Origin of the sequence: Pseudomonas sp. SMV71, assembly GCF_052042015.1 — a bacterium.
In the GTDB taxonomy this organism is placed as follows: domain Bacteria; phylum Pseudomonadota; class Gammaproteobacteria; order Pseudomonadales; family Pseudomonadaceae; genus Aquipseudomonas.
Genome location: NZ_JBKGGU010000001.1, coordinates 215,746 through 237,778, shown reverse-complemented (window position 1 = coordinate 237,778; position 22,033 = coordinate 215,746). Strand labels below are relative to the sequence as shown.

The window sequence follows — 22,033 nt, the reverse complement described above, 5'->3', positions numbered from 1 at the left end:
CAAGCAGTCGGGAAAAATTGAGAGAAGTTCTGCTTTTGGACGGTTCTGCGAGATTTAATCGCAATTTATCGAAGGATTTATGGTTTTATTGCGTCGATGTTTCTGGATCGGCAATTCAGAGAGAGGCGGTGCTATTGCCGGCCCCATCGCGAGCAAGCTCGGCTCCCACAGGGTAGCTCGGTACTTTTGAAATAGCGCTGTACCTGTGGGAGCCGAGCTTGCTCGCGATGAGGCTGGTCGCTTCAGCACAAGGCTCAGGGCTGAAACGCCCCAATGAAAATCGCCGGATCCACCCGCGCATCGTTCAGGCTGACATTCCAGTGCATATGCGGCCCGGTCGCCCGACCGGTGGAGCCGACCTTGCCCACGACCGTGCCCCGGGCCAGTTGCTGGCCGACCTTCACGTCAATCTTCGACATGTGGCAGAACATGCTGATGAAGCCTTGTCCGTGGTCGACGAACACCGTGTTGCCATTGAAAAAATAGTTACCGGTCAGGATCACCTTGCCGGCGGCCGGGGTCTTGATCGGCGTACCGGCGGGCACGGCGAAATCCAGGCCTGCGTGGGGGTTGCGCTCTTCGCCGTTGAAGAAGCGGCGCACGCCGAACTTGCTCGACAGCGGGCCGTTGACCGGTTTGTCCAGCAGCAGGTTGCTGGGGATATTCGGACTGAAGCTACGGTAGGCCTTCAATTGCACGGCCATCTCGGTGTCGATGCGCTTGAGGTCCGCCGGGTTCGGGTTGACCTGGCGCTTGTTCTTGAGAGTGATGTGCTGCTCGGGGTACTTCTTGTAGCCGACCACGAACGGCTGTGTGCTGCCGCCGCTCTTGACCTGCTGGGTACCGGGCTGGACGGTCAGCGGAATGCCGACAATCGCCAGCCAGTTGTCCTGTTCCTTGACCACCAGCACCGGCTTGCCCTGATAACTGGCTTTCGGCGCCTGGGCAGCGCTGCCCAGGTCCACGACCGCGACGCCGCCGGGCACCGGCTTGTTCAGCAGGCGGGTGATGTAACTGTCGGCGTGGGCATTGAAAGTCAGACAGAGCAACAGCAGGGGCGCTAGAAATCGCGGCATGGATCAATCCAGTAGAGAAAGGGTGACCGGTGTCAGGTGATTGTCTTCGACCCGCACCAACAGCTCGCCTTCGCCGAGACGGGCGCTCAGACGCTGGCCGGTCTGGGTCTGGCTGGCGCTGCGGATGGCATGGCCGCGCTCGTCCAGCAGAATGCTGTAGCCACGGCCCAAGGTCGCCAAGGGGCTGACGATGTGCAGGGTCTGCATCTGGTTGTGCAATTGCAGCCGTCGCGCTTTCAAGCCTTCGCGCATGGCCCGGGGCAAGCGTTCGGCGAGGCTGTCCAGGCGATGACGCAGCAAGGCCAGGTGCCGGCCGGGATGTTGCCCGGCCAGGCGGGTTTCCAGGCGGATCAGGCGTTCGCGGCGAGTGTTGAGGCTGCGCTCGAAGGCCCGGCGCAGGCGCATGTCCAGGTCATCCAGGCGTTGGGCTTGCTGGCGCAGGCGTTCGCCCGGATGGCGCAGGCGCCGGGTCAGGCCTTCGAGGCGCAGTTGATCGCGCATCAGCCGGTCGCGCATGCGCATCACCAACCGGCGATGCAGGCTTTCGACCCGGCGCACCAGGTCTGCGGCGTCCGGCGCCAGGAGTTCAGCGGCGGCTGAGGGCGTCGGGGCGCGCACGTCGGCGACGAAATCGCTGATGGACACGTCGGTTTCATGGCCCACGGCACTGACGATGGGCGTGACACAGGCGTCCACGGCCCGGGCTACGGCTTCTTCGTTGAAGCACCACAGGTCTTCCAGCGAACCACCGCCCCGAGCCAGGATCAGTGCATCGAAGCCCCGGGCGTCCGCCAGTTTCAAGGCACGGACGATCTGCGCGGTGGCCTCGCGGCCTTGTACGGCGGTGGGAATCAAAGTCAGCGAGATCTGCGGTGCGCGGCGGCGGAAGACGCTGATGATGTCGCGGATCACCGCGCCGGTGGGCGAACTGATGATGCCGATGCGTTGCGGATGGGCCGGCAGTGGCACCTTTCGCTCGGCGCTGAACAGGCCTTCGGCGCTGAGCTTGTCTTTCAAGGCATCGAAGGCCAGGCGCAGGGCGCCGTCGCCGGCCGGCTCCACCGTGTCGAGGATCAATTGATAGTCGCCACGGCCCTCGAACAGCGAGACCTTGCCGCGAACCTTGACCGCCAGCCCGTCCTTCAGCGCCTGGCGCACCCGCGCGGCGTTCTGCCGGAACAACGCGCAACGCACCTGGGCGCCGCTGTCCTTGAGGGTGAAGTACACGTGCCCGGAAGCAGGGCGGGCAAGGTTGGAAATTTCGCCCTCGACCCAGATGTTGCTGAACACGTCTTCGAGCAACACCCGCGCACGGCCGTTGAGCTGGCTGACAGTCAGGACCTCGCGGTCCAGGCCCAGTCGGGCAAAGGGATCTTTAATCATGGACGGCATGATAAGGGCATTTGTGGTTGAAGCTCCATGCGTGCAAATAATTTGATCGAGTCGCCTTCATCGCGAGCAAGCTCGCTCCCACAGGAGATCTAAGTCGCACTGAAGATCAAATGTGGGAGCGAGCTTGCTCGCGATAGCGGCGGTGCAGCCAGCACAAATGCTGGATAAGCCCCCAACGTCTGGCTAAAGTCGCCGCTTCGTCATCAAGGAAGTGCCGGATGAACCTTTTCTCGTGGTTGGGCCAATGGGCATTTGCGCCCATGGAATGGCTGGTGATCGGCCTGGCCATCGCTCTGGCTTACATTGTGTTTGGTATTGCCGGCTTCGGCACGGCGCTGGTGGCGGCGCCGATTCTGCTGCTGTTCATGCCGCTGTCGAAGATCGTCCCGCTGCTGGTGCTGCTGGATTTTGTCGCGGCATTCGGCAATCTGCTGCCATCGCGGCGGGACGTTTCCCGGCCCGAGTTGCTGCGCTTGCTGCCGTGTATGGCACTGGGCTGCACCCTGGGAGTAATTTTCCTACTCAACCTCAAATCCGACCTGCTGTTGTTGCTGATGGGGCTATTTATCAGCTGCTATGCAATCTATAGCCTGCTGATCAAGACCCGACCGACGCAGTTGGCATCGCTGTGGGCCTTCCCGATGGGTGCGGTGGGCGGGATGTTCGGCGCGTTGTTCGGCAGTGGGGGCTTCTTATATGCCATCTACTTGAACAGCCGACTGCCCAAGGAACCGGCCCGCGCCACTCAAAGTGCGTTGATCAGTTGCAGCACCGTAGTGCGCTTGAGCCTGTTTGTCATCGCCGGTGTGTATGCCGAGCTACCCTTGTTGGTATTGGCGTTGTGCCTGTTGCCGGCCATGGCGCTGGGACTCTGGATTGGTCGCCGCCTGACCATGAAAATGTCCCGCGAGGCATTCGTGCGCCTGGTGACCTGGCTGGTGCTGGCCAGCGGCATCGCCTTGATCGGGCGCTACCTGAGTGCTTGACCTGACTGGGCCAGAGATTAAGCTGCCCGGCCTTGCACTGCATCGCCACGCCAACCGTCAGGCCACACCATGAATTCGCAAAGCATCATCGTCCCGAGAATCTCCACCCTGCCGATCCACGAGCCCCGGGCCCGGGCGATCGTGCGTTGGCTGGTGCGCAAGAATATCGTCGAGGAGCAACTGAGCACCTGCGGGCGCACCGGTAACCGCATGGCCCACGCCATCGCCCTCGGCGCCCGTGAGGTGGTGTTGCATCCTGAAGCCTTGCCATTTGGTGAGGCGATCAATGGTCTGGAAATCATCACCAAGCGCTGCATCTATACCCCGGCCAAGGGCTTCCTCGAAGAAGCCGGCTGCGCCGAGTGCCGCAAGGAGGTCGGCGAAGCGCTGTTCGAAAGCCTGGAAGACTGGATGCCCGAGCGCACCGACAACTTCACCTGCCCCGAATGCGGGCATGAAGACGACATCAATGGCTTCCTGTTCTTGCAGCCGTGCGGTTTCTCCAACCTGGGCTTCATCTTCAACAACTGGCTCGAGGCGGGGTTCAAGCAAACGTTTCTCGACGAATTCGCCGATTGGCTGGACCAGCCGGTGAGTTGGGTGAGGGTTGAGTTGTAGGTGAGGGGGCATGCAGTCCCGTGGCGAGGGAGCTTGCTCCCGCTCGGTTGCGCAGCAACCGCCAAAAGCCGGGGCCGCTTCGCAGCCCAGCGGGAGCAAGCTCCCTCGCCACAGGGGTTCTGTGTTGTATAAGAGTGTGGTGGTTTTGCCCGTCAATCAGCCCGCCAATATTAGACAGAGTTTTACATTGAGCCAGGCGGGGTGCATGAGTATAATGGCGCGCTTCCATTTTCCCGCTCGGGAGCCCCCGCGATGCTGCGTATCAGCCAAGAAGCCCTGACCTTCGACGACATTCTCCTAGTGCCCGGTTATTCCGAGGTACTGCCTAACGAAGTCAGTCTCAAAACCCGTCTCACCCGTGGCATCGAGCTGAATATTCCGCTGGTGTCCGCCGCCATGGACACCGTGACCGAAGCCCGTCTGGCCATTGCCATGGCCCAGGAAGGCGGTATCGGTATCATCCACAAGAACATGACCATCGAACAGCAGGCCGCCGAAGTGCGCAAGGTCAAGCGGTTCGAGGCTGGCGTGGTCAAGGATCCGATCACCATCGAGGCTGACGCCACGGTTCGCGATCTGTTCGAACTGACCCGCATGCACAACATCTCGGGCGTTCCGGTGCTGCACGATGGCGACCTGGTCGGCATCGTCACTTCCCGCGACGTGCGCTTCGAGAACCGTCTGGACGCCACCGTCCGTCAGGTGATGACGCCCAAGGAGCGCCTGGTCACGGTCAAGGAAGGCACCAGCAAGGACGAAGTCCGCGAGCTGCTGCACAAGAATCGTATCGAGCGCGTGCTGATCGTCGACGACAAGTTCGCCCTCAAGGGCATGATGACCGTTAACGACATCGAAAAAGCCAAGGCCTACCCACTTGCCAGCAAGGACGACCAAGGCCGCCTGCGCGTCGGCGCTGCGGTCGGCACCGGCAAGGACACCGGTGACCGCGTCGCCGCCCTGGTCAATGCCGGCGTGGACGTGGTGGTCGTCGACACCGCCCATGGCCATTCCAAAGGCGTGATCGACCGTGTTCGCTGGGTCAAGCAGAACTTCCCTGACGTGCAGGTCATCGGCGGCAACATCGCCACCGGCGCTGCCGCGAAGGCCCTGGTCGAAGCCGGCGCAGACGCGGTCAAGGTCGGTATCGGCCCTGGCTCGATCTGCACCACTCGCATCGTCGCCGGCGTCGGCGTCCCGCAGATCAGCGCCATCGCCAACGTTGCCGCTGCCCTTGAAGGCACGGGTGTCCCGTTGATCGCCGACGGCGGCATCCGTTTCTCCGGTGATCTGTCCAAGGCCATCGTTGCCGGTGCCTACAGCGTGATGATGGGTTCGATGTTCGCCGGTACCGAAGAAGCACCGGGTGAGATCGAGCTGTTCCAGGGCCGTAGCTACAAGGCTTACCGCGGCATGGGTTCGCTGGGCGCCATGTCCCAGGCCCAGGGTTCTTCCGACCGTTACTTCCAGGACTCCTCTGCGGGCGCCGAGAAGCTGGTACCGGAAGGCATCGAAGGTCGCGTGCCGTACAAAGGCACCCTGACCGCCATCATCCATCAGCTGATGGGCGGCCTGCGTTCTTCCATGGGCTACACCGGCAGCGCCAACATCGAAGAGATGCGCACCCAGCCGGAGTTCGTACGCATCACCGGTGCCGGCATGGCCGAGTCCCACGTCCACGATGTGCAGATCACCAAGGAAGCGCCGAACTACCGGGTCGGCTGATGCCGACAGCGGCAGGCTACAAGCTACAAGCTACAAGCGGTAGTTGCGCTGCAGCGACTACCGCGTTCTCCCCGATCAACTGGCAGCTTGCGGCTTGAAGCTTGCAGCTGCATCAGAGAATGAGTCATGGCCCTCGACATTCACGCTCACCGCATCCTGATCCTCGACTTCGGTTCCCAGTACACCCAGCTGATCGCCCGCCGCGTGCGTGAAATCGGCGTGTATTGCGAACTGCATCCGTTCGACATGGATGACGAAGCGATTCGCGAATTCGCGCCCAAGGGCGTCATCCTCGCTGGCGGCCCCGAGTCCGTGCACGAAGCCAACAGCCCGCGCTGCCCGCAAGCGGTGTTCGACCTGGGCGTACCGGTTTTCGGTATCTGCTACGGCATGCAGACCATGGCCGAGCAACTGGGCGGCAAGGTCGAGGGTTCCGACCTGCGTGAGTTCGGTTATGCCCGCGTCGACGTGGTCGGCAAGAGCCGCCTGCTGGACGGCATCGAAGATCATATCGATGCCGACGGCCTGTTCGGCCTGGACGTGTGGATGAGCCACGGTGACAAAGTCACCAAGATGCCGGAAGACTTCCACATCCTCGCCAGCACCCCAAGCTGCCCGATTGCCGGCATGTTCAGCGACGAGCGTCGCTACTATGGCGTGCAATTCCACCCTGAAGTGACTCACACCAAGCAGGGCGGCCGGATCCTGTCGCGTTTCATCCTCGACATCTGCGAGTGTGAAGCGCTGTGGACCCCCTCGAAGATCGCGGAAGACGCCATCGCCCAGGTACGCGCGCAGGTCGGCACCGACAACGTGCTGCTGGGCCTGTCCGGCGGCGTCGATTCCTCGGTGGTTGCCGCGCTGCTGCACAAGGCCATCGGCGACCAACTGACCTGCGTCTTCGTCGACAATGGCCTGCTGCGCCTGCACGAAGGCGAGCAAGTGATGGCCATGTTCGCCGAGAACATGGGCGTCAAGGTGATCCGCGCCAACGCCGAAGAGCAGTTCCTGGCCAACCTGGCCGGCGAGTCCGACCCGGAGAAGAAGCGCAAGATCATCGGCCGTACCTTCATCGACGTGTTCGATGCCGAATCCTGCAAGTTGGACAACATCAAGTACCTGGCCCAAGGCACCATCTACCCCGACGTGATCGAGTCGGCCGGCGCCAAGAGCGGCAAGGCCCACGTGATCAAGTCCCACCACAACGTCGGTGGCCTGCCGGAAGAAATGAACCTCAAGCTGGTCGAGCCGCTGCGCGAATTGTTCAAGGACGAAGTGCGTCGCCTCGGCCTTGAACTGGGCCTGCCGTACGACATGGTCTACCGCCACCCCTTCCCGGGCCCGGGCCTGGGTGTGCGGATCCTCGGTGAAGTGAAGAAGGAATACGCCGACCTGCTGCGTCGCGCCGACCACATCTTCATCGAAGAACTGCGCAAGGCCGACTGGTACCACAAGGTCAGCCAGGCCTTTGTGGTGTTCCAGCCGGTGAAATCCGTTGGCGTGGTTGGCGATGGTCGTCGTTACGCCTGGGTCGTGGCGCTGCGTGCGGTGGAAACCATCGACTTCATGACCGCTCGCTGGGCACACCTGCCGTATGAGCTGCTGGAGACTGTCTCCGGGCGGATCATCAACGAAATCGACGGCATCTCCCGCGTCACCTATGACGTGTCGAGCAAGCCGCCGGCGACGATTGAGTGGGAATGATCCCGCGTCCGGCACTGCCCGGCACGATCTAGCAAAAAATGCCCTGGAGCCCGCGTAATTGCGGGCTTTTAGCTTTTTGGGTCTGGCAAGTTCAGGCAGCTTTTTGCATCGCCAAGCATGGTTTTTTTATGGCATGGTACGGGGTACCAACTGCATCCGATGCCATGCATGACGCTTGATACCATGTCCCTTGTTTCAGGATGGGCATGGTATCGGGATAGCCAAGAGGCCCGGTTTTACTGGGGTTAAGCCCATTCTCCCGCGCTTTTCAGAGCATGGTATTTTTTCATGGAATAAATGGAAGCCATGCTTACTGATACCAAGCTTCGAAACCTCAAGCCGCAAGACAAGCTCTACAAGGTGATTGACCGCGATGGCTTGTACGTGGCGGTCACACCGGCCGGCTCAATCTCCTTCCGCTACAACTACTCCATCAATGGCCGGCAGGAGACCATCACTTTCGGTCGTTATGGCTTGGGCGGGATCACCCTGGCAGAGGCACGTGAGCGGCTAGGGGAGGCGAAGAAGATGATCGCCGCAGGTAAGTCCCCTGCTAAGGAAAAGGCGCGTGCGAAGGCTCGTACCAAGGGCGCAGAGACCTTTGATGATTGGGCTGAAAAATGGCTGCGCGGCTATCAGATGGCGGACTCGACACGAGATATGCGGCGGTCAGTCTATGAGCGCGAATTGAAGCCGAAGTTTGGCAATCAGAAGCTCGCTGAAATCACTCATGAGGATCTGCGGGCGCTGACTGATGCGATAGTGGAGCGGGGGGCGCCTGCAACTGCTGTCCACTCCCGTGAGATCGTGCTACAGGTCTATCGCTGGGCCATTGAGCGTGGCCAGAAGGTTGAAAACCCAGCGGATCTAGTGAGGTCTGCCAGCATCGCCAAATTTGAGCCACGTGATCGGGCGCTGACGCCTGATGAAATTGCGCTGATGTACCAGTACATGGATCGGATCGGAACAGCGACGTCGGTTCGTGCCGCAGCCAAACTCTTGCTGCTGACGATGGTGCGCAAAAGCGAGCTGACCAATGCGACGTGGAGTGAAATCAATTTCAGCGAGGCGCTATGGACGATCCCCAAAGAGCGGATGAAGCGCCGAAACCCTCATTTGGTGTTTCTGTCCCGGCAGGCATTGGATTTCTTCATTGCGTTGAAAACTTTGGCCGGAGGTTCTGATTACATCCTGCCGTCACGCTACGACTCCGATTTGCCAATGAGTGCCGCCACGATCAACCAGGTACTGACACTCACCTATCGCCTTGCCCAAAAGGAGGGGGTGCCGCTAGGTAAATTCGGCCCCCACGACCTGCGCCGCACGGCTAGCACGCTGTTGCATGAGGCGGGCTACAACTCCGACTGGATCGAGAAGTGCCTCGCGCACGAACAGAAAGGTGTGCGAGCCGTTTACAACAAGGCCGAGTATCGGGATCAGCGCCGTGCGATGTTGCAGGATTGGGCGGACATGATTGACGAGTGGACGCTTAGGAAACCTCGTGTAGCGGACTGATTCTGAGCCTCACTGGCCAAACAGAGCACACGACTTCGCATGTGTTTGTGGCGACATACCCCTTCGGTGGGTTTTTTTTCGTCCCGAAATAGGCGTTTTAGGGACACTTTTTTTCTATCGAATTTCCTTAATAAAACTGCAGATAAAACAAGGCATTGCGTGACTGTCCCTGTCCCGAAACCAGACGTTTGTAGGATGTATAAGTTATTGATTTGTAAGGGAAAAACGAGAATGCATGCTGGAAATTACCGGAAATGTGGGGCAATAATCGAACCTCGAGTGATGACGGAACGAGGTATTCGGTGTGGAAAAAGAATCGAGAAAAGAGAGCAAAGTATTGATCAGTAAGAAACAGTTGCTGGCAATGATTCCGCTATGCGAGCGCACGATCTACAACTTTGAAAAGCAGGGAAAATTCCCTCGCCGGATTGCGCTCAGTAGCCGCAAGGTCGTGTGGGATCTGTGCGAGGTCGAAGAATGGATTGATGCATGCAAGGGCAGTGGCCCGGCTCCGCGGCCAGGAATGGGAGCCTGAATTGTGGCAATTGACTTACGGGAAGCGTTCGAGAGTGAGCCTCCCACTCTAGACTTCATTTGGCCGGGATTCCTCGCTGGTACAGTAGGAGCTTTGGTAGCTCCCGGAGCTACAGGCAAAAGCTTTTGGGCTTTGGAAGCTGCAATGGCCATCGCATGCAGCGTTGCAGGCGGGGATCTTGTAGGGCTCGCCCCAGCATGTACTGGCCGCGTCGTCTACTTCGCAGGAGAAGACCCAGAAGCCGCACTCGTGCGCCGGATTCATGCCATCGGTCGGCACCTGAATCAGCAGGCACGTGAATCCATCGCGAGGAACCTTACCCTTGAGCCAATAATGGGTAAGCGGCTGAACGTAATGGATGATCGGCATCTTGCCCGGGTCAACGAGTTTTGCGACGGTGCCCGGTTGATCGTACTGGACACACTCAGCCGGATTCACGACCGTGACGAGAATAGCAACGGTGACATGTCGCGGCTTGTCGCTACGCTTGAGCACGTTGCTGCCAACACCGGAGCATCGGTGTTGTACCTTCATCATGTCAGTAAGGGTAGCGCCCGCGAGGGGCAAACCGATCAGCAGCAGGCAGCGCGTGGTGCATCAGCTCTAATCGACAATGCCCGTTGGTGCGGCTTCGTGGCCAAGATGACCGAGGACGAAGCAAAGCGACTGAGTGACCGCACCTATGAGCGACAGCCTATTGGCAACGACAGGCGCAGTTTTTTTGTCCGTTTTGGTGTAAGCAAGCAGAACTACGATGCCACCCCGCTCGACCAGTGGTACCAACGCCAGGAAGGAGGCGTTCTTGTGCCGGTTGAACTGGCGGAAGTGAGGAAGGGGAGCCCACTGCAATTCGCAAACGGAAGTGATGATGAGCGGTGGTAACTCCGTGGTCCCCACCAGTACTATCGCACAGGCCAGAGTGATGCTTTATCAGCCTAGCCAGCGCCCGCGTCTGCGCGAAGGTGATTGGGCTGAGACATCATTTGGGCGCTGCCGTGTAGCAGGTCGACTGGGGCAGAGACACGCGGATGTATTGGAAGCGGTCCTGTACTGCGCAGAACGTCGGCGGCCTGTCTCCGATGGTGGCGTAGAACTTCTGGTAGATCCCGCGCGAGTGAGAAAGACACTTTCCGATAGCCGCTACAGCTTCTCACAGCTCGAAAAGCTGCTGGCCGAGCTTCGCGCTGCAACGATCACAATTGAAACGACGCAATTTGATTTTCCCATCATCGGCGGGTTGATTGATCACGTTATCCCTTCCCCCATGACACGTCCCGATCCTCTGACAGGAGGAGAGCGGAACCTATGGCGGGTGCGGCTCGGAATTGCGTTGATGATGCTCCTTGAACATGATCTGAGCCTGTATTACGACCCGGCCCCAATAGCTCGCCTCCGGCACGGCATCAGTCAAGCGATAGCTCGGCACCTTTTAAGCCACAAAGTAGTTCCAGCGGGCGGTTGGTATCTAGACACCGTTATCGTGGCGGTTGCCGGACAAGCCTCAAGTCAAGACATGCGCAATGCGCGAAAGAGGCTTAGGGAGGATGCTGAAGATCTACGACGAATTGGGCTTGTGCTCAATGGTGATCGTATTACAAAGGCGGTGCTCGCAACTCATGAAGCGTTTCACACTCGCCCGATGGCGTGTCACATCCGCCCGGAAGCGTTTCACACCCGCCCGGTGCGTGCCACACCCGCCCGGAGTTAACAGGATATTCAGGATATTCAGTCCTGCGCGGCACAGCCCGCGCTTAGGCGCGGTCAGGCCTTGCACAGTCGGCCTACGGCCGTTTTAGCACCAAAAGGAAAGGGCGATTATCCGTCGAGGCGCCACAGGAGTGCCTAGACGCTTACGTGATGGTCAGTGTTGCTGAACGGCTAGAAGTTGATCAGACCGCGGCGTATGGCCAAGCAGCAATGTTTGGTCAATGGGGGCTGAGACAAGTCCGTGCGTATTACTAATCTTGCAGCTTCGGGGTAGGTGTACGAAGGCCGTGCGTATTACTAACGGCGAAGCTCCCGTGATGAAATTTCACGAGTAAGTTGCGCGCCGTCTGGAAGGCAAGCCCCGCCCTGGGGCGGGGGGCGTGGGACTGGTCATCGGTCACAGTTTTTCGCGGTTCTCATGTTTCGCCGCTTCCTTCGCAGCTTGGATGGCCGCTAATACTTGCTGGTTCAGGCAGGCGCTACTCTTGCTTCCCAGCATTGGTAAACGATTGATGATCTGTGCCCCGGCAAACATACGATGGGAAGCCGATAAAGCGAGCGGGCTTACCCGAAGCTGCAAGGCTGTGTATTGGCGATCCAGCTTATCGAGCTGCGGCCCATAGCCTTTGCTGCGCAGCCACCGACCGAGTGCCCACATGCCTATGGCTAACGTTGAGGCGAGTACTATGAATCCAGCAAACATAAGGACTTCTCTCATGGTTGGTTTTCCGATTGGTTGTTCGAGGTCATGCCGGGCAACTGGAGCGTTGCGAGGCGGTCGGGGGTAGGGCTGGTGTCGGAGGCGGGACGGATGACATTGGATTCCTCTTGTGTGGATTTAGCAGCTAACTCCACTTCATTAGTCGGACTCACCGAACCGTTACCCTCTGGAAGAGGTGCTGGAGATCCTGAGCCAGGATGCAAGGCATGCGCGTTCTCCATACCCGGCACTGACATTGATGCCATTACGCCGAGCATTTTTGCTGCACCACTAGCCGCTTGCGAAAGCGTGTTATTGGAGCCGGTGGCTCCACCTTTTGGTGTCGTAGGCTGTTCCTTGCCATCATTTCCCTGCGCTGACTTTCCGGCATGTTTGACGGCCTGCTGTACGCTGCTGCTAGGTTGAGAGAGGGATGGTGATGGGGCCGTATTGGCGGTGCCGCCGCCGACCCGCGAACCGGCGGTGCTAGCCCCTTTGGCGGCAGCGCTGCCGCCTGTACTGGTGCCAACGCTCGCGGATGAGGCCACGCCCCCTGCGGAAGACGCCACTTCCCCGGCCGAGCTGGCGCCGGCAAAGCTGGAGTTGATTGCACTGGCCAGACTGCCACTTGCCCCGGCCACACCTGTACCCGCCCCGGCTGCACCGAGCGTGCCGGCCGCCGCTGGAGCCGCTGCACCGGCTGTTGCGATCGTGGCCATTGCCGCAGCTGCACCAGCAGCACCGGCCACTGCCATCCCGCCTATGGCCGAGCCGCCGCCCATTGAGGTGCCGCTAATCATGCCGCCGATTACGTCAGGAATAGTTTTAGTGAGGTAACAGCAAACCAAGGCCAAACCGACCATAGTCATTAATGACGCTTCGTCATTGGTGTAAGCGGCCAACCACTGTTTTGCCGACTGTACGATCAGGCCGACAATCAGAGTGAGTACAAATAGCTTGGTACCAATCGCAACGGTGAAGCGCATAGGTGCAATCGCAAAATCTCGCGTCCATTGCGAACCGCCGAAGCCGAGGAAGAGCACCGAAGCATTGATGATGACGTAAGACTCCACGAGCGTCACAAACATGAACGCAGCGATGAAGGCGAAACATGCCAGTACAAGGATCGCGCACACGGCGATCAGAAGTCCCTTGGCCGGAGAGAACACCGAAATGCCCTTTACCATAGTCCGGCCAAAATCCAGCGCAACTGCCAGCATATCGCCGGGTTCTAATGCCCGCCCGAGACCGCTCGCTGATGCCGCCGCATCTCGGAAGCTGTCGACAACGGCAGTCGACCATTCCACCGAGTACTTCATGACTGCGAGGAAAAAACCGATTACCAGTACAAAGCGCAGCAGCTCGCCGACAATCTCGCCGAAATCAGCCTGCTTCATAACTAGGGGCATGAAAGTCCAAATGAACTGGATGGAGGCCAGCAGCCAAAACAGTCTGATCGCATAGTCATACAGCTTTCCTGACCACTGGTGCGACTGTTGCAAAACGAGGTCGAGTAGGCCCTGGACGGATGTATCTGCCTGGGCAAGGTCAGTCGAGGCCATAGCATCCGCACTAACAAACACGCTCGCCATAGCGAGTAACAAAAATAGGCGACGATCCATAGCTAGTACCCTTTGACGCCGCCGCGAGTGTTCGGGCGCGCATCAAATGAGGCATCAGCGTCATGCTGTTGCCGTTGTTGCTCGGTCATCGCAGTACATGCGCTGTCGCTATGAACGACTACGGTGAAAATGGCACCGGCCATTGCTGACCCGGCGCACATCAATACGATGAGCCATCTTGAAATAGTCATTTCAGTATCCCTTCACGCCGCCGCGTGTGCTTTTGCGCGCTTCAAACTGCTGTTCGGCAGCTTCGCTAGCTGCCTTCCGGTCCCCTTCCTGAGCCAGGTAGTTGCCCTGCATGTTGATTTGCGTGGCAACGAGATCGCGCAGCTTTTGCAGTTGCTGCACGTTCTGCGATGCGATTTCGTTGCCCGCCTGAATCGCCTGCATCCTTCCAGCGGCATTTTGTGAACGAGCCATCATGCGTTCGAGTTGGGCATCTTCCGATTCAAAAGTGCTGGTGTTTATATTTGCTGCACCCAAAGCGCTTCTAACGTTGTCTCGACCTTGTTCAGACCACCTTTCATAACGATCCCGCGTCTGCGCCTCTCCAGAGATAGCAGCTTGAGCTAGATAGTCTTCGAAACCGGGATAGGCTGTGTTGAACTGCGCGTCCATGTTCTGAATATGACGGCCGAGTGCTTGTGAACGCTGATAGATGTTCACCACGCTTTTCAGGTCGGCGGCGATGCTACCAAACATAGAGTTGGGTAAGCCCGAGCCCTGAGTGAGCATATTTTGGTACTGCTGGATTTGGGTTTGGAGTTGCTCAGCAGTGTTCAAAGCTGTGTTTACCTGTTCGGCGTATTCGAACATTTGCTGGTAAAACGTTGAGCAGTTTGAGCAGTAGATTGCATAAGCCGGGCTTGGTGCTATGTAGAGACTCGAACCAATGCATAAGCTCGCTACGATAAGCCTCACGCTTCGCCTAAGATCTCTGGCGGTGTACGCCGATAATTTCCCCGGTTCTGGTTTCATCTTGAATTCCTCGTTTTGCCATCATCCGACGCTCAATTATTCACCTATATGGTCAGTTTATGAATATGCGGATAAGTTTCTATCCGCATACAAATCAATGGATTGAGTCCCAGAAGTGTCCCGAAATCAAAACGGTTTTCGGACGCAGAAAATTGATTTTATTGAGGATTTCAGTGGGGTGGGGCGTTCATGTGGCCGTCTGACTTAGTGTGAAATTTAAGAAAAAAAACCCACCGAAGTGGGCTTTTTGGTGATAACCAAGCCGTCAGTGGAGTGCGCAGTAGGGGTTTGGTGTGCGATACATGCCACGCTCTGCTTCAGGAATACGCAGTGTTTCGAGCTGCCATTCTTCAACTAGAAAAGCCAGCTCGGCCGCAAGGCGTTGAGCTGCCACAATCTTTTCTCTAGTGCGCCTGCTGGGCCGGCCTAGACAAGCTTGCAGCTCGTTGAGTTGATTAGCTAATTCGTTGATGCGATGAGCTGTCTTCATGGTCAATTCCCTTGCTTATCTTTTCGACGATTCTGTCAAATTCCTTTCGGACTTGATCATCCGTAAGTTCAAGATTAACCAATCCTGATTTTATTGCAATTCTTCCGATTCTGTCAGCAGTCTCGTTGTCGAGTTTTGCAAGACGAGCTTTAGCTGTTTCCAATTCGGAAAGCGCATCGCTCCTACGTTCTGAAAGGGTCTTTCTTGCCAATTGGACTCTCCTTTTGGTGTCGGTCTAATGCTCTGATTTTGACGAGGTACATAAAATTCTAGCGGTGCCTGAATGATGATCATATGGGATTCTCCTTTCGCAGGGCAACGCGTGCGCTATGGAGCCCTCAGATAATAAAATCAGTGCAATTGAAGGAAATCGAAAGCACTTGAGCGCAATTTAAGGAAATTTAAGGCAACTCTGGAGGAGGTTAATGCAGCTCAAGGCAACTTTAGGATAATCAGATAAATTTAAGGAAATTGTTTAGGAAGGTTGCGTAGCTAAAGTGTGAAGTAGCCTTGAATTGCACTTGGCTGGACGGCAAGATGTGTGTTGTGGGTCCACAAGCTGCGCTTGCTCCCTCTCAACACCGCCCCTTACTCACCTTCGGTTCGACGGCATCTTGCTCTGCGAGGCATACCGTCGCTGCCGCGACTGAACAACAAACGCCCGATTCGGCACCAAAGGAAAGGCGCGCGGATGCGCCACCTGGCTGTCGCTTCGGCATGATGAGCGAGGGACGAATGGCAGAGAAGAAAAAGACAACCTACGGCACCCGGCCCCGGAACGAATACATCAAGGTTTTCGTAACCGAGGACGAGCGCGCCGAGCTGGTAGAGCGTGCCGCGCAAGCGGGCATGTCTCAGTCGGCATTCCTGCGCTCTGTTGGATTGAATGAGCCGATCCGCTCGGTTGTTGACCTGCAAGTCGTGGCCGACTTGGGCAAGGTCAATGGCGATCTTGGGCGGATCGCTGGGCTGCTAAAGCTATGGCTTGCAGAAAAGCGTGGAGAAGGCGCTAGCGCCATTGATGTGGAGAGTGTAATGATGGAATTCCGGAGTTTACAAGTCGCCATAGGAGTGAAGATGGGAGCTATTGTTAAAGCTCACAACTGAACGCCGGTTCTGATCTTTTCTCGGGATGTGTAACCTCAAACCTCACTGGAGTCATCCTACCTTCCATTCGACTGTAGTAATTTTGATACTGTCTATAACTGGTCAATTCCTGCTGGGTTGTCTTGGTTCATGTGCGTCAAAACGAGAGGATTGGACCGATGAGAGATCGAACGCACGATGAGGTGATGTCTGAGCAGCTCAGTGCAGACCCTGCCTATGCGGCTGAATTACTTTCTGACGTATTACGCGACGGCAGTCTATTAGAACTGGTTATTTTGTTACGACAGCTAGCACTTGCGATTGGAATGCACGACCAGATCGAGCACGACTAGTGCAGGTGCATAAAACTGGCATCTTCCTCATGTAGATGCTCACCTTCTCGTTTCTACCGCGAAGCTCGGCGTGCTTGCCGGCAGGGGGGGCGTCGAGAGGATGGCTGCAGTGTTCACAAAACGGTGGTTTTCTGGATACATCAAAAAATTGCGCCTGAGACTATCCGAACCTCAATTGTCGAACTAACATTCTCGCCAAGTTTTCAGCGTCCCGGTTGTGTCAGTGAAACAGGGAATCGGTTACGCGCGGGTCTCTACGGAGGACCAGCACCTAGCTTGCAGCCGATATGCTTCAGCAAGCTGGGCGCCATGTAATCTATGAAGAAACGGTGAGCGGAAGGAACGCTTCGCGCATAGAGTTGGAGCAGTGCCGTCAGGCTCTGCGCGACGGCGATACGCAGGTGCTGTGGGTTGGGGGGCTGAGCCTGCCGAATCTCGTGCAGATCGTGGCCGAGTTGGAGCGCTCGAGAATTGGCTTCGAGAACCTTACCGAGAAGATCGAAACGAACAGCGCTGTGGGCAAGCTGGTCTTCCATGTGTTTGCAGCTCTCGCGGAGTTCGAGGGTAGTCTGATCCGTGAGCGCACACATGCTGGGCTCGCCGCAGTATGTGCCAGAGGCCGCTCTGGCGGCCGCAAACCGAAGCTTGGGGAGAAGCAGGTCCGCGAGATCAACGTGCTACTTCGTGACCCTAAAATACAGATTGCCGATGTAGCCCGGCGCTACCGCGTGTCCCGAACTACTCTGTACACACATGTCGGTGTCGTGGTCCCACGTTCATTGCGCATAGTCGAAAAGGATGTTGACCTATCATGCTTGAGGAGAGGGTATTGACCAGCAATGACCTAACAGCAATTGTAGAAAAAACTGCTTCGGTGAATGGCCAATTGGCTCTCGCTGGCGCGATGACTTCGCTACTGAAGGACCACGCGGGCCTCGGCATCCGCTTGAAAGAGGTCCCGTTCGACTGGACGTCTGGCATGCACCGGCTCACCGGTAGCTTCCACTATATCACCTTCGCTGATGGCGTCCCGACAGTTCAGGAATTCGTCGAGTACCTTTACGACTGCCTGATCCCGTACTGTCTGCCAAAGAGCAAGATCCGGGATGCGCTGCAGGGGATCAACCCCGCTCTCGATTATCACCGCATCGTCAGACTTGGCGACGATGCGAAGAGCTTATTTATCAAAGCGAAGAATCAACTCGAGTCAGGAGGAGAGCCGGGAGAACTAATCCTCTATGCTTTGCTGGAGTGGGTGCTGAAGGCACCGCGCTTGGTCTCGAAGATGTACCTGAAGACCAATAACAACATGCCCGTGCACGGAACGGATGGTATTCATCTTGGCTACGATGAAGCCAAGGACCTTCTGACCATCTATTTCGGGGAGTCTAAAATATATCAGAGTTTCTCGTCGGCGGCAGACGCAGCGTTCACCTCCATGGCGGAACTCTTGGCGAACTCCGGTCAAATCTCTCGTGAGATTGAGATCCTGAACAACTTGTCCGACCTCAATAGCTTGGACCCGGCGTTTCGGGCGAAGATCGCGGATTATATCAACCCGTACTCAACGTCGAAGCTAACGCTGCAAAAGCGTATCGTTCACGCTTGCCTGCTTGGCTTTGAATATGCCGCTTACAACCGCATACTTGCGCTTGAACCCGGCAAAGTCGCCTCGGCATTCGAGGAGAAGTACAAGAAAAGGATCGGCAGCGCCTGCCGCGTGATCGAGCGCCACTACGGTAAGCGCCTGCCGGTCACAACCAATTTGCATCTCTTTCTTCTGCCGTTCCCATCTCTAAAGCTCTTCAGATCGGCCTTCTATGAAAAGCTCGGAGTGGCGGCATGAGCTTCGTGGACGGGCTTTGCGAAAAGATAAGCGGCGATCCACGCTTCGCGGCCGACTATGAGGCCATACTGCGTCAGTCGATTTTGAGCGGCGTGGGCTTCGCTGACGGCCCCACGCTTGACGAAGAAGTCCTTCGGCGGCTCCTTCAAAGCGCTACGATATTCGCGCAATCTGAAGAAGCGGAATGGCGGCAGCTGGCGTATCGCATTAGTGTCGGATCGCTAGCCTATAGCAAAACTCTCGCCGGGATCAGGGGGGCGTCCAGACTTATCTTAGCGCGACTTGGAAATTACCCCGCGATGAAATTCGCGTTCAAGGGCGAGGCGGAGCCTCGAACGCTTACTGAAGGGGTTTTTTACGAGATCCTCGGCCGTCAGCTGGACAATACCGTGCGCATTGGCGAGCGCAGCGCTGTCCTCACCGACATGCAGCGGACTGTCTGGGAGGCCTTAGCGGCTGGCTCATCCCTGGCGCTTTCCGCGCCCACCTCGGCGGGCAAGTCGTTCGTTTTCTTGGCGTATATTGAACGGCTCAAGCGAACGCGTCCGAACGCCAATCTTGTCTATCTGGTGCCAAGCCGCGCCCTCATCAGCCAGGTTGCCGCCGATTTGCGCTCAGCCAGCCTCGACAAGGCGTTCGAGGTGACGACGGTGCCGATACCGGCTGCGTCGACTGTATTAGGTACACCGATCTATGTGCTCACGCCGGAACGGCTCCAGGTGTTGTTTCATACTGCTCCTGAACTTAGATTCGACGTGGCGATCGTCGATGAGGCGCACCTTATCGGTGAGGGGGCCCGGGGAGTGGTCCTGCATTCAGTCTTGCAGGACCTGCAACGGCGTCACCCCGACATGCAATTCCTGTTCTCGTCACCGCAAGTTCGAGAACCGGCCGTGTTCGGCACGGTGGTCGGCCGCGACACCGTCAAAGTGGTCAAGACCAGCGATTCTCCCGTCGCCCAGAACATCATCTTGCTGAACCGCAGAGCGGGCGACGATAAGAAGATTGATATGCTGCTGTGGCGGAGGGACGGCGAAAAGACCCCGCTCGCGGAGATCGATGCTGCGATACCGATCTACAATTCCCACGATGGACTTGTTTATCTGAGTTGGGCTCTTGGCAATGCTTCTCAAAGCCTCGTCTACGCCGCCGGTCCTGCGGCATGTGAGGACGTCGCGTTCAAGATCAAAGAGCTGTCGCAAGATCCAGCGGTTGCTGAAGTGGTGACCTCCTCCGGACCAAGTGAGCTATCGGTACAGGTTCGCAAAGACCTGACTGCCTTTGCGAAAGAGGCCGTCCATCCGAGCTACGTGCTTGCTGAAACCGTAGAGGGCGGAGTTGGCTTCCACTACGGCCGCATTCCTCCGCTGCTGAGGAACGCTGTTGAGAGCGCATTTGCTGACGGGCATCTCGACTACATTGTCTGCACAAGCACGCTGCTGCAAGGCGTCAATCTGCCCGCGCGCAATGTGTTCATGCAGAACCCCCATAAGGGGGAAGAGAACCCAATCGACCCCGTCGATTTCTGGAACCTCGCGGGACGTGCCGGTCGCCTCGGCAAGGATTTTCAGGGGAACGTTTTTCTCGTCGATTACGATGAATGGGAATCAAGTCCGCTCTCCGGGCCAAAGGACGAGCCTATCAAGCCGTCGCTTGAGGTTACCCTGACCGACACATCGGCAGAGCTGCTTGAGTATATAGCGGCGACCGACCGTCCATCGGGCGAGAGTCCAAATCTAGAAGCCGCCTTCTCAAAGCTATTGCGAGACTATCGGCAAGGTCAGCTTGACGACACTTTTGATCGCTTAAGCGGGTTGTCGACGCAGACACGAGCTAGCATCACCTCAGCGTTGGCGAGCGCTAACAATCAGATCGGTTTGAATGTAGAAACGCTGGCTGCTAGCCCGCAAATTTCAGGTTACCGGCAGCAAGAACTGTACGACTATATGATCGAGAAGATCGAGAAAGAGGGCCCAGACTATCTGATCCCGCTCCATCCGAGCGCTGGGTGGAAGGAAGCGCTTGACAAGTTGCGACCTGTTTTTGCCCGGGTACACAAATATCTTGAGCTGAAGAGTGGCCAGCATCATCGGTACTGGGCTCCTCTCGCTCTTCGCTGGATGCGTGGTGAGCCGCTGCCGATGATCATCGACGATGCGATCAATTACCATAAGCGCCAAGGAAAGAACCGGTCCAATCGGACGGTCATTCGAGAGGTGCTGACGGATGTGGAAAGCAGCCTCCGGTTCAAGTACGTGAACATGCTGGGCTGTTACGGAGCTGTGCTCAAAGAGGCCCTGACCGCAACCGGACACGCTTCCTACGCGGCGAAGATACCGGCACTGACTTTATATCTGGAGCTCGGGGCAGCATCGCAAACGATGATCCAGCTTATCAGCCTCGGCCTCTCTCGCCACACGGCGCACGTCCTGTCCAGCCTGACAATCAACAGGGACATGGATCTTGAGTCAGCGCGACGCTTCCTCTCCCGATTGACACCCGAAACAGTAGGGCTATCACCATACGTGGCTGGGGAGCTTAGACGAGTGCTTCAAAGCGTCTGAGCGCGCACGCGGATGAAGCTTTGTTTTCATCCCATGAAAGGAAATGTCTAACGGTCCGAAGTGCAGGGCATGGTATCAGTCATGGTACGGGTCAATGGTCTTTGTATAAGTTGCTGATAAATATAGATATATTATAACCATGAACAATGGAGTGGGAGTGACCCCTACTTGCAATAAAAAACGCCCGCTTAATAGCGGGCGTTTGCTTGTAAGACACATCAAAATGTCCCGCGCACAGATCTAACGTGATGCGATTACTCAGTTAATTCGGCAATTGCATCGAGGGTTGTGACCTGCGTTTCCGACAGCTGGATATTCGTTGCTTGAAAGTTTTCTCGAAGGTGTATTGGAGATGACGTTCCCGCAATTACCAGAATATTGGGCGAGCGCTGAAGTAACCACGCCAGAGCAACTTGTTTTGGTGTGGCCCCCAGCTCTTCAGCCACCTGAGAAAGCCGCGACGATTGCAGCGGAGAAAAACCGCCCAGCGGGAAAAACGGCACATAGGCCACGCCTTCATCTGCCAGCGCGTTGATGAAATGGTTATCGTCTCGTTTGATCAGGTTGTACTGGTTCTGCACGCAGACGATCTTGGCTATTGATTTGGCCTTAGCAAATTGGGTTGGGGTGACATTGCTGAGGCCGATATGGCGGATCACGCCTTGTTGTTGCAGCTCGACCAGCACCTGCAGCGGCTCCAGAGGTGATCGATCATCCGGACCATGTGCACTACCCAGCCGCAAATTGACGACGTCGAGAGTTTCCAGGCCAAGACTGGCAAGGTTTTCATGCACTGCCCGCTTGAGACCGTCCGGCGTTAGATCAGGCGCCCAGGACGCATCTTCACCGCGTACGAAACCGACCTTGGTGATGATCGTGAGGTCTTTCGGATAAGGCGACAGTGCTTCACGGATCAGTCGATTCGAGACACCAGGGCCATAGAACTCGGCGGTGTCGATGTGATTTGCACCCAAGGCAATTACCTCGCGCAATACCGCCAGCGCGGCTTCTTTATCGCGCGGTGGCCCCCATACGTGCGGGCCGGGTAGCTGCATGGTGCCGTAACCCATGCGCTTGAGGTTCATCGTTGTGCCGGCAGGTGTGAAGGTTCCGCCAAGGGAAGAAGTGGTCATCGG

20 protein-coding genes are annotated in these 22,033 nt (G+C 57.3%); 12 read left to right on the top strand and 8 right to left on the bottom strand.

Annotated features, from left to right (window positions below):
- Positions 1-254: 254 nt before the first annotated feature.
- Positions 255-1,076, bottom strand: coding sequence for a peptidoglycan DD-metalloendopeptidase family protein (locus tag ACLEJQ_RS01160; RefSeq protein WP_440791390.1), 822 nt, complete (start codon positions 1,074-1,076; stop codon positions 255-257).
- Positions 1,077-1,079: 3 nt separating this feature from the next.
- Positions 1,080-2,459: an exodeoxyribonuclease VII large subunit gene (gene xseA / locus ACLEJQ_RS01155; protein ID WP_440791388.1), complete on the bottom strand. Its 1,380-nt coding sequence runs from the start codon at positions 2,457-2,459 to the stop codon at positions 1,080-1,082.
- 227 nt (positions 2,460-2,686) lie between these two features.
- Here xseA and ACLEJQ_RS01150 point away from each other — a divergent pair, with 227 nt between their 5' ends.
- The 8 genes from ACLEJQ_RS01150 (at position 2,687) to ACLEJQ_RS01115 (ending at position 11,256) form a co-directional block, all read left to right on the top strand.
- Complete coding sequence (locus ACLEJQ_RS01150; protein WP_440791386.1) at positions 2,687-3,454, top strand: sulfite exporter TauE/SafE family protein; 768 nt, start codon at positions 2,687-2,689, stop codon at positions 3,452-3,454.
- A gap of 69 nt (positions 3,455-3,523) precedes the next feature.
- Complete coding sequence (locus ACLEJQ_RS01145; RefSeq protein WP_440791384.1) at positions 3,524-4,072, top strand: sugar ABC transporter ATPase; 549 nt, start codon at positions 3,524-3,526, stop codon at positions 4,070-4,072.
- A gap of 252 nt (positions 4,073-4,324) precedes the next feature.
- Positions 4,325-5,794 (top strand): IMP dehydrogenase, encoded by a 1,470-nt coding sequence (guaB, locus tag ACLEJQ_RS01140; protein WP_440791382.1) that lies wholly within the window; start codon positions 4,325-4,327, stop codon positions 5,792-5,794.
- Between the two features lie 126 nt (positions 5,795-5,920).
- Entirely contained in the window at positions 5,921-7,498 is a 1,578-nt protein-coding gene (gene guaA / locus ACLEJQ_RS01135; protein ID WP_440791380.1) for a glutamine-hydrolyzing GMP synthase, read from the top strand.
- Between the two features lie 306 nt (positions 7,499-7,804).
- Positions 7,805-9,013, top strand: a complete 1,209-nt coding sequence (locus ACLEJQ_RS01130; RefSeq protein ID WP_274412270.1) for a tyrosine-type recombinase/integrase — start codon at positions 7,805-7,807, stop codon at positions 9,011-9,013.
- Between the two features lie 304 nt (positions 9,014-9,317).
- Positions 9,318-9,548 (top strand): helix-turn-helix transcriptional regulator, encoded by a 231-nt coding sequence (locus tag ACLEJQ_RS01125; protein WP_073663419.1) that lies wholly within the window; start codon positions 9,318-9,320, stop codon positions 9,546-9,548.
- Positions 9,549-9,551: 3 nt separating this feature from the next.
- Complete coding sequence (locus ACLEJQ_RS01120) at positions 9,552-10,430, top strand: helicase RepA family protein (protein ID WP_186658365.1); 879 nt, start codon at positions 9,552-9,554, stop codon at positions 10,428-10,430.
- Positions 10,431-10,662: 232 nt separating this feature from the next.
- A complete protein-coding gene (locus ACLEJQ_RS01115; RefSeq protein WP_440791378.1) occupies positions 10,663-11,256 on the top strand; it encodes a hypothetical protein in 594 nt (197 codons plus the stop codon).
- Positions 11,257-11,652: 396 nt separating this feature from the next.
- Here the strand turns inward: ACLEJQ_RS01115 and ACLEJQ_RS01110 are convergent, their stop codons facing one another.
- From ACLEJQ_RS01110 to ACLEJQ_RS01090, 5 genes are all read right to left on the bottom strand, one after another.
- Positions 11,653-11,973 (bottom strand): hypothetical protein, encoded by a 321-nt coding sequence (locus tag ACLEJQ_RS01110; RefSeq protein ID WP_196731135.1) that lies wholly within the window; start codon positions 11,971-11,973, stop codon positions 11,653-11,655.
- The gene (trbL, locus tag ACLEJQ_RS01105; protein WP_440791375.1) at positions 11,970-13,577 is read right to left on the bottom strand and encodes a P-type conjugative transfer protein TrbL; all 1,608 of its coding nucleotides are present in this window, start codon (positions 13,575-13,577) and stop codon (positions 11,970-11,972) included. Before trbL ends, ACLEJQ_RS01110 begins: the two co-directional genes overlap by 4 nt.
- Positions 13,578-13,769: 192 nt before the next feature.
- Complete coding sequence (gene trbJ, locus ACLEJQ_RS01100) at positions 13,770-14,558, bottom strand: P-type conjugative transfer protein TrbJ (protein ID WP_440791373.1); 789 nt, start codon at positions 14,556-14,558, stop codon at positions 13,770-13,772.
- Between the two features lie 265 nt (positions 14,559-14,823).
- Positions 14,824-15,048 (bottom strand): hypothetical protein, encoded by a 225-nt coding sequence (locus ACLEJQ_RS01095; protein ID WP_186658394.1) that lies wholly within the window; start codon positions 15,046-15,048, stop codon positions 14,824-14,826.
- Positions 15,014-15,211, bottom strand: coding sequence for a TraC family protein (locus ACLEJQ_RS01090; RefSeq protein WP_437182450.1), 198 nt, complete (start codon positions 15,209-15,211; stop codon positions 15,014-15,016). The genes ACLEJQ_RS01095 and ACLEJQ_RS01090 overlap by 35 nt, the downstream gene beginning before the upstream one ends.
- A gap of 572 nt (positions 15,212-15,783) precedes the next feature.
- On the opposite strand from ACLEJQ_RS01090, the gene ACLEJQ_RS01085 reads away from it, so the two are divergent.
- From ACLEJQ_RS01085 to ACLEJQ_RS01070, 4 genes are all read left to right on the top strand, one after another.
- A complete protein-coding gene (locus ACLEJQ_RS01085; RefSeq protein ID WP_440791371.1) occupies positions 15,784-16,155 on the top strand; it encodes a plasmid mobilization protein in 372 nt (123 codons plus the stop codon).
- Positions 16,156-16,774: 619 nt separating this feature from the next.
- Positions 16,775-17,320, top strand: a complete 546-nt coding sequence (locus ACLEJQ_RS01080; protein ID WP_440791369.1) for a recombinase family protein — start codon at positions 16,775-16,777, stop codon at positions 17,318-17,320.
- Positions 17,317-18,333, top strand: coding sequence for a HamA C-terminal domain-containing protein (locus tag ACLEJQ_RS01075; RefSeq protein WP_440791367.1), 1,017 nt, complete (start codon positions 17,317-17,319; stop codon positions 18,331-18,333). Before ACLEJQ_RS01080 ends, ACLEJQ_RS01075 begins: the two co-directional genes overlap by 4 nt.
- Complete coding sequence (locus ACLEJQ_RS01070) at positions 18,330-20,897, top strand: DEAD/DEAH box helicase (RefSeq protein ID WP_440791366.1); 2,568 nt, start codon at positions 18,330-18,332, stop codon at positions 20,895-20,897. Before ACLEJQ_RS01075 ends, ACLEJQ_RS01070 begins: the two co-directional genes overlap by 4 nt.
- Before the next feature lie 254 nt (positions 20,898-21,151).
- Here the strand turns inward: ACLEJQ_RS01070 and ACLEJQ_RS01065 are convergent, their stop codons facing one another.
- The gene (locus ACLEJQ_RS01065; RefSeq protein ID WP_440791364.1) at positions 21,152-22,030 is read right to left on the bottom strand and encodes an aldo/keto reductase family oxidoreductase; all 879 of its coding nucleotides are present in this window, start codon (positions 22,028-22,030) and stop codon (positions 21,152-21,154) included.
- Between the last annotated feature and the right edge of the window lie 3 nt (positions 22,031-22,033).